This window comes from Microvirgula curvata, assembly GCF_054781615.1.
In genome coordinates this window covers 191944-205848 of the sequence record NZ_BAAGUB010000003.1, presented here as the reverse complement: position 1 = coordinate 205848, position 13905 = coordinate 191944, and the positions used below count along the sequence as shown (strand labels likewise).

Sequence of the window (13905 nt, the reverse complement as noted above, 5' to 3'; positions counted from 1 at the left end):
AAGACGGGTTATCCGGCTTCGCCCGTGCCGTTCAGACGGCTGTTCAGGCCGGCGACCACGGACTCGCCCGCTGCGGCATAACCGTCGGTCTTGGTGGGGACCAGTGCGCTGAGCTGGATCTGCAGCTCGGCCGACAGGCCGGTCTGCTGCCATAGCGCCTGCTGGCGCCGCACGCCGTCGATCTCCTGCAGCGTCCTGGCGATCTTGCCGGAGGGCTCCATCTGCGCTGCCGCATTCGCGACTTCGCTGTCCGACCAGTCGATCAGGGCTGCCAGCAGCTTTGCCGCGACGGCGGCACTCGGCGGAGTGGCGGCATTGACGCCGGCCAGATAGTCGAGCAGGGCGCTTTCATCGGCGGTGCTGCCATCGAGCAGGTCGTTGTAGCGGCTGAAGCCGTACAGCGTACCGAGGGTGACCGCAATGGCGCCGCTGGAGACGCTGGCGCCGAACCAGCCCGGATGGTTCACATAGGTCTGCACCAGACCGGCGCTGAGCGCGAAGCTCACCACTACCGCCTGGATGCGGCCCAGCGTGTACAGCAGTTTCAGGTAGTCCGCGGTCGGCGTGATGACGCCATCCGCATCCAGCGTCAGCGTGGTGGACAGGAAGGTGTAGCTGTCGCTGCCGGCCCACTGCAGCAGCAGCAGCGGATAGTCCGGAGCGGCATCCAGATAGCCGGACAGCGCGGCGATGGTCACGCCCTGCTGGGCGGTATCGGCCGTCAGCAACTGTGTCTTGACCAGCTGGCTGGCGGCGGCGTCGATCTTGACGGCGGCCAGTGCCGTATCGATGGCGCCGGACAGATCGGCCTGATCAATGACCAGCCCGCTGGCATCCAGCACGCTGGCCAGCGCCGTGGCCCAGTCGATGGCGGCACCGTCGCTGTCGCTTTGCGGTGCGCCGGCGGCGATCAGCCGGTCCACGGTCAGCAGCGTCGACGCCAGATCGTGGACAATGCCGTCGATCAGGGTGGTCTGGGCCGGGGTGCCGGTCAGCGTACCCGTCGGCGCATGCACCATGAAGGTGACGGCTGCCACCGACAGGTCGTGGCTGCTGATCCAGTCGGCGCAGGCGGCGAAGGCCACGATAATGTCGAGGATGTCCGGCGCGGTGTCGCTGGGCGTGGTGTTGACCGGAGGCTTGCCCGCCAGCGTGCCGATCACATGGGAACCGAGCAGGTTGATGATGCCGAGACCGGCGGTGACACTCAGGCCGAAGGCGCGCGGCAGGGTCACCAGCCGGTAGAAGGCCGAGAATACCGGCAGCGAGCAGGTCAGACTCTGCTTGGCCGATACATGACTGGCCAGCAGCTCGTATTCGGCCTGGGTAATGCCCAGGCCGGCAGACAGCTGCTTGATGACGGTGGTGCTGCTGGACGAGAATGCGCTGCCATCGCAGACCAGCGGCGTGCTGAACAGGCCATTGCTGTTGAACAGCCGGTCGTAGAACGGGACGTTGTTGCCGACTGCATACGGCGTGATCTGGCCGACCCAGGCGGCAAAGGTTTCGGCACTGATGGTGGCGCTGCGGTTCAGTTCCCTGAACACGCCGAGCGTCCGCACCGTATTGGCATTGGCCAGCAGGTCCACAGGCTGGGTGTTATCCTTCACATTGCCCTCGGCCATCATCGTCGACACCAGCAGCAGATCAAGCTGGTCGAACGGCAATTGCATCCAGTTGCGCAGGCGGATGAACCGGCTCATGCGGTCGAAGCGATCGTCGCTGGTATGGGTCAGGGTCGAGGCATCCGGGTCTCCGCTGTCAGCGGCAAGGGTCATGATGCTGGTGTCGGCCGTGCTGTCGCCGTGAATGTAGACCGCACCATACTGGTTTGGCGCGGCGACGAGAGCCGGGGAGGTCACGTTGTGCGAGGCCACCACGCTGTAGGCGGCGTCCTTGCCCTGCGAGCACAGCAGGTCCTGCACGTCACAGGCCGCCAGGCCGGTCTGGTGGCAGAAACCGGACAGTGTCTTCAGGCTGCTGCTGTCCGCGACACCGTAGTTCGTCGGGTAGGAATAAGTGCTCGGGGGGGTCTCGGTCAGCAGCGTGTACTGTTCCGTCGACAGCTGGCTGCCCTGTTGCTGGGCGGTTTCCCCCTGCGTGGTCGACAACGCGGGGACGAGGAAATACGGCCATGCGGTATCGAGCTGCTGGGTCAGCGACATCAGCGACGACCGGACACCGTCCAGCCCGCGGGTAATCTGCTGGCTGGCGTAATCGTAGGGCAGGGTGAACGGAAAGCGGGCTGCCGCCAGCTTGTCGTTGAGCGCTTTCAGCGTGGTGGTGCCGGTGTAGCTCTCAAGCGCCTTGCCCAGGATCTCGTTCACCAGCGACAGGGCGGTGACGGTCTGGTCGGTGCTGACCCGGTCGAGTACCAGTGATGCGAGATCGGGACGGCGGGTGGTCAGCGGGATCATGCTGCCGCTGCCGTCGTCCGAGATCGCATCCATCTGCTGCGCCCACTGGTACAGCCGGCACAGATAGATGACCGGGGAATCGTTGGCTTCCAGCGCGTCTTCCGGGCTGCATGTGTGCCAGTCTTCCTGGAACAGCGACTGATAGGTCGGCTGGCCGTCGATCAGCGCCGCCGGGGCGCTGCCGCCCCGGCGGCGGGTGCGATAGCGGCGGGCCAGCGGGACCGCCTGGCGCAGCGCATCGTCGTACAGGCTGGCGGCGCCGGCTCCGAGACGGGAACCATGCCGGCGGACAAAGGCGCTTTTCGACTGGCCGACGATATCGAACAGCGAGTCGAACGTGTTGCTGTCGAGGCCGTGCCGTTGCAGCAACTGTGAAAGCAGAGGGGTGGAGGGCATGTCAGTTCCTTTGCGGATGGCCGGTGCCGCGGCCGGTTGGGACGAAGCTCAGGCCGCCGTCTTGCCGGGCAGCAGGGGGATGACGGTGTAGCCGAAGTCACTGCCGGAAGTGGTCATGAACATGATGGCGACACAGGTGGTTTTGGCGAGGGCCGGCGCCGTGTAGAGCCCGGTTGCGGAAAGGGAGCCCAGTGAGCCGTCATCCGGCACCGGGGCGCCGAGAATGGAGCAGGTGCAGCCGGGGGTGCTGGCGATGTCGGTGCTTTCGCCCGTCATCATGTTGGTCTGGATTGCCGCAAGCTGGCGCGATGCGCCGGGCGCCAGCGGGGTCAGGTTGCCGGCCACGACTTCATCGGGATCGGTATCTCCGGCGTGCCAGGTGCCGGCACCGACATGGAGCGTCGGGTAGAGACCCGGCTTGACCACCAGGACACTGGCCGTGGCGGAGACCGAGCCTATCGAGAACGTGACGGTTTCCAGCCCGTATGCTCCCGTAGACAGGGTCGGCGTGTAGCTGGCGGTGTAGATGCCGGGCGGGGCGCTGTCGGGGGTCGTGTCGGTGGCGCCGCCCCAGGCGGGCTGACCCGCATCTTCGGCTGATTTGTTGACCACGGATGCGGTGAACGTGATTGGCGCGCTGCTGCCGGAGACGGCATAGGCGAAGCACGGATTGATATTGATCGGGTTGGCCGACACGATGGCAACCGCGCTGGCGGTATACGTGCTCGTGGTGCCGTCGGCATTGTCGACAACGGCGACGGCGGTGATGACTTCCTGGAACGATGCACTGCTCAGCAGCGAGATATCCGGCGCCTTGTAGGTCGCGCTGATGCCGTCTTCACGACCTTCGATGCGATCATCCGTGCAGACGTCGGCGTTGTTGCTCAGCGACCAGCTGATGGTGGCGCCGGCCGGTCCGGTCAGGGTGAAGACCTGGGTGTCATTGACCAGGGCGGATTGCGCCGGATTGCTGGCGACGACCGTCGCCTGCAGCGGCGACAGCAGGCAGGTCGTGGCCGATGGATTGATCTGACCGAACAGCGCCATGTCGCCGGGGACGGAGGCATCACTGAGCTGCAGTGCGTTGTCGTTCGGGAACAGCATGTTGCTGAGGGTAAAGACATCGATATCCGGAACCTGCAGCGAGGCCAGCTTCTCGATGGCCGAGTAAGTGTCTCCGGACAAGTCCTGCGTGATTTGATCACGGTACTCGGCGTCATCGATTTCGTTGCACCAGGGATAACCGCCCAGCGTAATGTCCGTGCTGCTCCGGGAATTTGTGATTTTGACAATATTGCTGTCGGGATCGACGGAAGGTGTCGACGTGCTGGTGAGCGGGTAGGAAATGCGCATGCTCTGGTTGGTAATGTCTTGGAAATCATTCGGGGAAAGCTGGTGGTGCAGCTGATAGATGAACTGGTCGAATTGTCCCGACCAGCTTAGTTTTATCGACTGGGCAGAGGGCACAACCGTCATGCCGGTGATATCGAGAAGAACTGGCTGGAGATTTTTATTGGTGTCGGACGTGTGGACGGTAACGATGACATGCGCCATGGGGGCTGGAGCAGGTTGCTCTTCATAAAATTCCCATGACATGTCCAGCGTGCCGCCACGGACATGCCCGGTCGCTGCCATGAGATAACTGGCCGGGGAGGCGGTGCCGTTGTCCAGCAGTTTGGTGTTCAGTACAACGTCATCGCTGCCGATCTGGGACAGATAGGCCGGTCTGATGATGCTGTCGAAAAGCGTTGCGCTTTCCACAATGACTGCGCCCGAGTACAGGGCATTGCCTGCACTGTCTGTATCGTCCGGAATCAGGTAGGGATAGCCGGAGCCTGACGAGGGCAGGCTGCCGGTCGTGCCGCTGGTATTGGCTGCGGTCTGGATAAACAGGACCACGGCGCCGTCGCCATAGCTCTTGTCCGAAATATTCGCCGAGGCCGTGGGGGCCGGCTGGGTGCGCAGTGCAAATTGCGTCGGGTTCAGCGGGTTGCTGCTGTCGATATTTTGCAGTGAACCCAGCGGGTACCGTTTTTGCTCGTCGCTTGCCTGATTGAACAGCTGCTGAAAATAGGTGCTCAACTGCGTGATATTGGATTGCCCTTCGACCAGATTGACACTGATGTCCGCCGCGCTGGCCTGGGACAGGTCAAGATACACATCGCCGGAGCTGCTGATGTCCCCCTCGGTTTTTGACAGGTCCAGCGTGGCGGTCAGGTTGAAATTGCTGTCTGGCAATACCCCGTCATAGCGGCTGATGGTCGAGGGCGCCGTTTCCGACTCCGCAATCGAGAAGAAATAGCCGGACAGGAACTGCATGGTCAGCGCGGCCGTGGAAGTGTCGAGGTCCGCATTGGCGAACGACAGCAGGGGCGGTCCCAGCGCCAGATCGCTGACACTGAGATAGATGTCGCTGGCGCTGGACGAGTGGTTGTCGGGGATTTCCTGATCCGGCACCACCAGATTGTTTCCCGCGGCCGTTTTCTGGGCGAACTGCTGGGCAAACAGGGCATTGATCCGGTCGCGGTTGTAGACGACGACGGCATTCCAGCCCAGCGTGATGGACTTGCCGTCCAGAGCGGAAAGCAGGTCGGTTTTCGAGTTTGACATCATGGGACTCCTTGAAACGGGCGCGTCGGAAAAACCTCAGTCGCCTGGCGCCAGCGGGACGACGGTGTAACCGAAATGGCTGCCATTGCTGGCAAGAATGGTCACGCAGGAAGTGGTGATGGTTGCCGGAGCGATATACAGCCCCTGGTTGATGGACCCCTGGGGGGGATCGTCCAGAATCTGCCAGGTGCAACTGGCGGTGACGTTCGCATAGCTGCCATCGCCGGGATTGCCTTCCAGCGCGGTCAGTTGTCGCTGGCCATAGGGCGGCAGCGGAAACAGGCCTCCCGTGACGACTTCCGACGGGTTGCCGGACTGCCAGGAGCCACCGCCGACCAGCAGGGAAGGCGTGGTGTCGGGCGCCATGACCAGTACGCTGGCCGTGGCGGTGTCACCGGTCGCACTGCCGATGCTGGCGGTGACGGTCTGCAGTGCGCAGGACTGGCCGCTGCCCAGGACGGGGGAATAGCTGGCCTGGTGGACGCCCGGTTGCGGGGATCCGGTTTCCGTGGCCTGGCTCCAGGTGACGGTGGTGTCGGCATTCCCGGCCACCGAGGCGGTGAAAATGATCGGTGCCTGGCCGGCCGTGGCCAGAATGAAGCCCGGATTCACATTGATGGCGTTGCCGGACACGACCACGACCGCACTGGCCCTGCCGTTGCTGCCATCGCGGGCAGTAAAGCTGGCCGTGACGGTTTCCGGCATCGATGCGCTGCTCAATGCCGCCCGGTCCGGCGCCTGATAGACGGCGCTGCCGTTGGCGCTGGCCCGGATGCGGCCGGTGACATCGATGCCCGATGCGTTCCCGATCGACCAGGTGACAGCACTTGCGCCGTCGGCCTCCAGCGTGAAGGTGCAGGAGGTGCCGGCCGCCACGGTTGCCTGCCGTGGCAACAGCGACTGGCTGGACGACGAGGGAGCCAGCTGGCCGAACAGGGCCATGTCGCCGGGAATGGCAACATCACCGAGCTGCAGCGTGCTGCCGTCCGGGAACAGCTGATTGTCGAGTGTGAACCGGGCGATACCGGGAAGATCGATCGTATCGGCAGAATGAAGAATCTGCGACACGAGGCCGCGGAGCGTGGCCAGCAATTCATCGGTCTGTTCGCAGCGCCAGTCCCAGGCTTTCAGCAGTGCACTTATGCCGGGCAGATTGACGGTAATATCCCGCTCATTGAGCGACAAATGGAATGCGACCGCGTTTTCTGGCGAAATGGAAACAGGAAAGTGGCTGTGCGAATAAAAAACAGGATCGAGGGTTTCCTCGCCGTCGCTGTTTCCCCGCGGGCTGCTGCCGTGCAGCCGGATAACACAGGATTCATTGTTGTTCCACTCCTGATACAGGCCGGTCAGATTCGGCACCAGGGTAAAACCCGGGCCATCCTGTGGCGCAAAGGGAAAATCGAGTGACGAGAGGGTCGCGGTATAGTCGTACTCGTCGGCCTCGTGCGTGGCCGACCATGAGAGCGTGACGCTGTCCGTCGGTGCGACCCCCCCGGTGGCGACCAGATATCCGCACAGGCCGCTCGTACTGCTCTGTCCGGGCTGGAGCGACAGCCCGTTTGCGCTAATCTGGTCCTGAAAGGCAGGGGCCACGAGATCGTTGCACAGGGCACGACTGGAAATAAGCACCGAACCGGAATAAAGCGCACTGCCATCCTGCGAATCATCCGGAATCAGGTAGGGGAAACCGGAGTCGGCCGACGGCAGGGGGCCGCCGGTGCCGTTGCGGGTCTGGACGAAGACCAGCACGGCGCCATCGCCCGCCCCGCCCGGCGCGGCCTGGGTACGGATGGCGAATGCCACCGGGGTCAGTGGCGTCTCATCGTCGCCGGTGTTCAGCGTGGCCAGCACATAGTGCCTGGCAGAGACGCCAATGCTGGTGAATTTGTCCAGGAAATACTGGCCGATCTGCTGATTTGTCCGGTCGTCAGTGGTCAGGTTGACAGTGGCGCTGCCCGGGATGCCGTCGGACAGGTCGAAGTAGATGTCGCTTTGGGGAGAAACATCGCTGCTGCTTTGCTGCAGCGGCAAACCCAGTTCCAGGCTGAACTCGCTGTCCGGGAAAACCGTGTGGTATCCGGTCAGGGCGACCGGTGCGCCAGGCGATTCGCTCAGCGTGAAAAAAAATCCGGACAGGAACGGTATCTGCAGCGATGCCGCCGCGTCGTCGAGCGTTGCCGTATCGAATGAAAGCCGGGGCTGCCCGAGTACCAGATTGTTGGCATGTATATAGACGCTGTCGCCATTCTGATCGTGGTTTCCCGGGATGTCTTCTTCCGCAGTATCAAATAATTCGCCTGTCGAAATATATTGGGAAAACTGTTGCCAGATAATATCGTTTAGGCTGTTTCTTTGATAAACGCTTATGGCATCCCAGCCAAGCGTTATTGAATGGCCAAGCATCATGGCAAGCAGATCATTTTTGGAGTTTTCAGACATGAACTGGCTCCCGGCCCGAACGAAATACAGGCGGATGACTCTCCATCGTCGTGCAACGGACACCATGGAGCAGATACGGTATTCAGCGAACGCGAGGCACCTGGCGTTTTATCGTGAATCCGGATTCACGGCGTGACATGCCGGGCCGGGGGCGCAAACCGGTATTGCTGGGCCGATGGCCATTGGCGGAATGCGATCCGGCAGAATAGAGACGCTGGCTTTGCGGTGAGGACTGAAGGTTTTCCTCAGTATCTGCCAAGCGTGCTATTTTTCCAGTCGATTTGCTCGCGTTCCGATGAATGGATATCGGGTGGAGACAGGCGGTAGTGAATCGCCATTGACGCTCTCCGGCCTGGCGTGCGGTGCCCCTGTGGTAGTGGCGAAAGCGCGTGGCGACAGGGGCGGCAGCAGGTGGCCTGCCGCGGAAACGGCTGGCGGCCGGATTCCGCTGTCGGGTATTCTCAACGCTGTTTCCGATAGCGAATTGAAAGTCCCTGATTCATGAAAGCAAGACTGAAGCAGATCGAAGGTACCCGCTTCCTCGGCGAGTCCGAAAGCGGCCATGGGGTCGTCATCGACCCGGACAAGCAGTTTGGCGCCAGCCCGATGGAACTGGTGCTGATGGGCGCTGGCGGTTGCACTTGCTACGACGTGGTCAGCATCCTGAAGAAAGCCCGCCAGGATGTGCGCGACGTGCAGGTCGAGCTGGATGCCGACCGCGCCGACAGCGATCCCAAGGTGTTCACGCGCATCCATTTCCACTTCATTGTCCACGGACGCGACCTCAAGCCGGAACATGTCGGACGGGCCATCAGCCTGTCGGCGGAAAAGTACTGCTCGGCCTCGATCATGCTCGGCAAGACGGCCACCCTCAGCCACGACTTCGAGATTGTGGACTGCCAGTAGGACAGGGCAGGCAACCCGCCCGCCGCCTTGTCCCTGGCCGGGCAGGCGGTTGCTGTCCACCCCTTGTGGTCGGGGCCGGACTCGCGCACGATCCGCTTGGGGGCTGGCAGGGTTTATGCTTGCCGGCTTGATCGGTGTGGAAAAAAATCTCAAACAGGTAAAGAATGTTTCCCGGCCTGTTTCCTCCGCTGACGGCGGGGGAGCGGCAACGACGACACGAGTGCGCGGCGAGGCCCTGGCCCGCCGGGATTTTTTCGACTTTGCAGGGATGCCTCCGCCGTCGTATGGACGAATATACCGTTCAAAACGTCTCTTCATCCGGGCAGGAATCGGGGCCGCCGCGCTTTCTGACCCAGGCGCTCGACTGTATCGAGCACAGTGCCGTGATCGTCGATGCCGACCATCCCGGCCATCCCATCGTCTACTGCAATCCGGCATTCGAACGGCTGACCGGCTACAGCCGTCACCAGGTGCTGGGGCGCAACGGCCGCTTCCTGCAATATGGCGATGACGACACCGTCACCCGCGCGCGCCTGCGCGACTGCCTGGCCGACGGACGTCCGTTCCGGGGCGTACTGAAGAATGTCCGCGCCGACGGCTCGGTGTTCTGGAACGACCTCAGCGTGGTGGCGGCGGAGTTCGGGGACGGTCGTTACCTGCTCGGCATGCAGAAGGATGTCACCGAACGCGACACGCCGGCCGGCGACAACGGCCATGCATTGCTGGACTGGGTGACCGGCGCGCTGTCGCGGCTGCTGCATGCCGACGGCGAGCAGGGCGTGTTCACTGATCTGATTACCCATCTGGTCGAGCTGACCGGCAGCGAATGCGGGCTGATCGCCCACGTCTGCGAAGGCCGGCCGCCCCGCACGCTGGCGACCGGCCGCTACGGACCCGATTGCCTGGCCAGTGGCTGTGACAGCGCCGTGCTGCCGCCCTGCCTGCGTCAGCTGCTGCTGGACGGTGGAGAAAACCCGCGGGCGCCGGCGGACGGTCCCTGCTGCGAGTCCGGCGTCGCCGGCGCGCGGCGCCTGATCCATGTGCCGCTGATGCATGCCGGCCGGCAGGTCGGCCTGCTGGGACTGGTCACCCGGCATGATGGCGACGAATTGCTGGTGCGGGAACGTCTGCGTCCGGTCACGGCCGCCTGCGCGGCGCTGATCGCGGTCTGGTGCCATGACGAGCGGCTGCAGCGGGCCGAGCGCTCGCTGGCCGTCAATGAGGCGCGCTACCGGGCCATGGTCTCGGCGCTGTCCGAGGGGTTGCTGCTGGTGGATGGCGGCGGGCGGGTTCTGGTCGGCAACCAGGCGGCCGAACGCATACTCGGTCAGCCCGGACTGGCAGCGGGCGGCATGCTGCTGAATGACCGGCGCTGGCGCATGGTCGACGAGCAGGGCAGGGCGCTGGCCCCCGACGACTATCCGACCGAACGCGTGCTGCGCGGCGGACAGGCCGTGCGCAATGTCGTCATCGGCGTACTGCGCGATGACGGCCAGCCGCCGTGCTGGGTCCGCACCCATGTCGAGCCGCTGCATGTCGAGGGGGCGGCGTCAGTTGCCCTGATCGTGTCCTTTGTCGACATTACCGAACTCAAACAGCGTGAACATGAACTGGCCGAACAGGATGCGCGCTGGAAAGCGGTATTTGCCGCGACCGGCGACATGGTGTTCGACCTGACTTTCCCGTCCGGCGACGCCTGGCGCGCCGCGCTGCGCTCGCCGGACGGCGACGGCCTGCTGACCCTGGCGCTGCCCGGGGCCTATTTTTCGCCATCCTGGCTCGGCATGGTCGGGCTGGATACGATGCCGGCCGACAGCTACCGCGACCGCGGTGCCCGTGTGCATCCGGAGGATGTCGCCCATGTCGCGCATGAACTCGGGCGCCACCTGCGCGGCGAAACCGCACTGTATTTCGCCGAATACCGGCTGCTGCGCGCGGATGGCAGTGTCCTGCCGGTGCTGGACCGGGGGCAGGTCTATCTGCGCGACGAGGACGGCCTGCCGCAGCGCATGCATGGCGTCATGATCGACCTGAGCCCGCAGAAGCAGGCCGAGGAAACGGCGCGCCGCTTCCGCAAGGTGGTCGAAGCCACGTCGGACGGCATGGCCTTCATCGACCGCAATGACCGTATCGAGCTGGCCAACCGGACCATGCGTGACTGGCTGGGAACCGATGGTGCCGCCGTGCTGGGCCGGCCGTTTTCCGAGCGGGCCCGGGCCATGGGGCTGACGCTGGACCTGGCGGCAGCGCGCGCGCGCTGCCAGGGCGGCGACAGCGTGCGCGAGCGCTGCTGGGTGAACCATGGCGGGCGCGGCCCGCGCCATGTCGAGATCAGCCTGGAGCCGTACCGCGATACGCTGGGCCGCTTCGATGGCATGGTCTGCATGCTGCGCGACATCACCGACAGCGAGCGCCAGGCACAGCTGATGGCCCAGACCCAGCACGCCGCGCGGATTGGCGGCTGGCAACTGGACCCGGAAACACTGACCCTGTTCTGGACCCCGCAGACCTACCGGTTGCTGGGTCTGGTCTCGGCGGACGAGAAGGTCGAACTGTCGGTGGCACTCGACTTCATGACTGCCGAGAGCCGCGGACGGGTCATGAGCCGGCTGGCCGAGCTGCTGCGCGGCGAGAGCAGCGGCAAGTCGATCGATATCCAGGTGCTGACCGCGCAGGGCGAACTGCGCACCCTGGAGCTGATCAGCCACCGCCACGATCTGGCGGCCGGCGCCATCCAGCTGATCGGGTCGGTACAGGACGTGACCGACGAGCGGGCGGCCGAGCGGGAGCTGGCGCTGTCGGCGCAGGTGTTCGAGCACGGCCGCGAAGCGGTGTTCATCACCGACCCGCAGGGCGAGATCGTCCGCGTCAATGCCGCGTTCTGCGCCATTACCGGCTATGCGGCCGGGCAGGCATGCGGCCAGCCGATGACCTATCGCTGGCAGGGGGCGCCCGCGCTGCTGACCGCACAGGCAGCCGCACTGGCGCAGAGCGGACACTGGCAGGGCGAGGTGTCGGGATTGCGCGCCAGTGGCGAGGTTCATCCCGAGTGGTGCTCGATTGCCACCGCACGCGATGCCAGTGGCCGGATCTCCCACTACATAGGCATGTTCGTCGACATTTCCGACCTGAAAGCCGCCGAAGCGCGCGCACTGCGGCTGGCCAATTACGACCACCTGACCGACCTGCCGAGCCGGCCGCTGCTGTACGAACGGCTGAACGCCGCCCTGGCGCAGGCGGACCGTGACGGCTCGCTGGTCGGCGTGCTGTTCTGCGATCTCGACCGCTTCAAGAACATCAACGATACCCTCGGCCACAGCTACGGCGACGGGCTGCTGCGGGTGATCGCCCAGCGCTTCTCGCGCCAGACGCGAAGCAGCGACGTGGTCTGCCGCTACGGCGGCGACGAGTTCGTCGTCGTGCTGACCGGCATGCACTCGGTCAACGACCTCGCCCGGCTGGCCGACCAGCTCAGGGCCTCGGTCAGCGCGCCGGTACACGTCGGCGATACCGACCTGATGGTGACCACATCGCTCGGCATCGCCGTGTACCCGCATGACGGCCGCGACATCGACACCCTGCTGCGTCACGCCGATGCCGCGCTGTACCACGCCAAGGCGCTGGGCCGGAACAACTACCAGTTCTTCACCCGGGCCATCAACGAACGCATCAGCGAATACCTGGTGATCGAAAACGGGCTGCGCCGCGCGCTCGACCGGCAGGAATTCGAACTGCACTACCAGCCGCAGATCGACATGCGCAGCGGGAAACTGATCGGCGTCGAAGCGCTGTTGCGCTGGAAACATCCGGAGCAGGGGCTGATCTCGCCGGCGCGCTTCATCCCGATCGCCGAGGAAACCGGGCTGATCGTGCCGATCGGCGACTGGGTGATCCATACCGCCTGTCAGGCGGCCAGAGCCTGGCAGGACGACGGGCTGCCGCCGATCACCTTTGCCGTCAACCTGTCGGCGCGGCAGTTTACTGCGCATGTGGTCGACACCATCGACCGCGCCCTGGCACTGACCGGGCTGGCGCCGTGCTGGCTGCAGGTCGAAGCGACCGAAAGCGTGCTGATGGAAGACCTGCGCGAAACCGAAGCCGTGCTGTCCGAACTGAAGGCGCGCGGCCTGTCGCTGTCGATAGACGATTTCGGCACCGGCTATTCCAGTCTCGCCTACCTCAAGCGTTTTCCGCTGGACCAGATCAAAATTGATCGTTCCTTTGTGCAGGATATCGGCGTGGACGACGATAATGCCCTTATCGTCAACGCCATTATCGGCCTGGGACACAGCCTCGGCGTCCAGGTGCTGGCCGAGGGCGTGGAAACCGAATCACAGTGGCAGTTCCTGCGCGGGCAGGGCTGCGACGAAGTACAGGGCTTCCTGATTTCGCGGCCGTTACCGATAATGGAACTGGCCGAAACCGTACGCCATGATGGCTTCAGGAGTGAAGTGTGAAAGAAGCGTCCCCGAGCACGATTATTCAGGTTGCTCCCAGCTATGACGCAGATGTCATCCTGCCGCGAGGCACCCGTCCGCCGCCTGTCCGGCCGCCGCTGGTCTTTATCGGCGCGTCCACCGGGGGGACCGAGGCACTGAAAATAGTGTTGTCGGCCCTGTCGCCCGATTGTCCGCCTATCCTTGTCGCCCAGCACATGCCGCCGAACTTCACCCGTTCGTTTGCCGCGCGGCTCGATGGCCTGTGCCGGATACGGGTCAAGGAAGCCGAGCATAACGAACCGCTGCAACGCGGCTGCGCGTATATTGCGCCCGGCGATGCCCACCTGATGGCCGGCTGGCGGGCCAACTGGATGGCGGTGCTGGACCGCGGTTCGGAGGTCAACCGGCACAAGCCGTCGGTCGATGTCCTGTTCCGCTCCGCCGCGAACGAAAGCGGCAGCGCCGCACTGGGCGTGATCCTGACCGGCATGGGCCGCGACGGCGCGCGCGGGCTGCTGGAAATGAAACAGGCCGGTGCCTACACCCTGGCCCAGGACGAGGCCAGCTCGGTGGTCTTCGGCATGCCGAAAGAAGCCATCGCGCTGGGCGCCGCTTATGAAGTGCTGCCGCTGGACCGCATAGGCGGACGAATCATGGAGTGTCTGGCGCGCCGGCCTGCACCCGGAGGAAAGTAA

The 13905-nt window shown here is 64.3% G+C and carries 6 protein-coding genes; 3 read left to right on the top strand and 3 right to left on the bottom strand.

The genetic code is table 11. From position 1 onward, the window contains the following. Positions 1-8: 8 nt before the first annotated feature. From ACYVG8_RS01205 to ACYVG8_RS01195, 3 genes are read right to left on the bottom strand one after another with little or no spacing between them, the layout of a single operon-like run. Positions 9-2813, bottom strand: coding sequence for a Tc toxin subunit A (locus tag ACYVG8_RS01205; protein WP_460744920.1), 2805 nt, complete (start codon positions 2811-2813; stop codon positions 9-11). Positions 2814-2861: 48 nt separating this feature from the next. Further along, positions 2862-5423, bottom strand: a complete 2562-nt coding sequence (locus ACYVG8_RS01200; RefSeq protein ID WP_460744919.1) for a DUF5585 domain-containing protein — start codon at positions 5421-5423, stop codon at positions 2862-2864. A gap of 36 nt (positions 5424-5459) precedes the next feature. Further along, entirely contained in the window at positions 5460-7457 is a 1998-nt protein-coding gene (locus tag ACYVG8_RS01195) for a hypothetical protein (protein ID WP_460744918.1), read from the bottom strand. A gap of 909 nt (positions 7458-8366) precedes the next feature. On the opposite strand from ACYVG8_RS01195, the gene ACYVG8_RS01190 reads away from it, so the two are divergent. The 3 genes from ACYVG8_RS01190 to ACYVG8_RS01180 all read left to right on the top strand — a co-directional run bounded on the left by ACYVG8_RS01190 (position 8367) and on the right by ACYVG8_RS01180 (position 13905). Then, positions 8367-8771 (top strand): OsmC family protein, encoded by a 405-nt coding sequence (locus tag ACYVG8_RS01190; RefSeq protein WP_028497663.1) that lies wholly within the window; start codon positions 8367-8369, stop codon positions 8769-8771. A gap of 284 nt (positions 8772-9055) precedes the next feature. Then, a complete protein-coding gene (locus ACYVG8_RS01185) occupies positions 9056-13228 on the top strand; it encodes an EAL domain-containing protein (protein WP_051528584.1) in 4173 nt (1390 codons plus the stop codon). Then, positions 13225-13905 (top strand): chemotaxis protein CheB, encoded by a 681-nt coding sequence (locus tag ACYVG8_RS01180; protein WP_028497664.1) that lies wholly within the window; start codon positions 13225-13227, stop codon positions 13903-13905. The genes ACYVG8_RS01185 and ACYVG8_RS01180 overlap by 4 nt, the downstream gene beginning before the upstream one ends.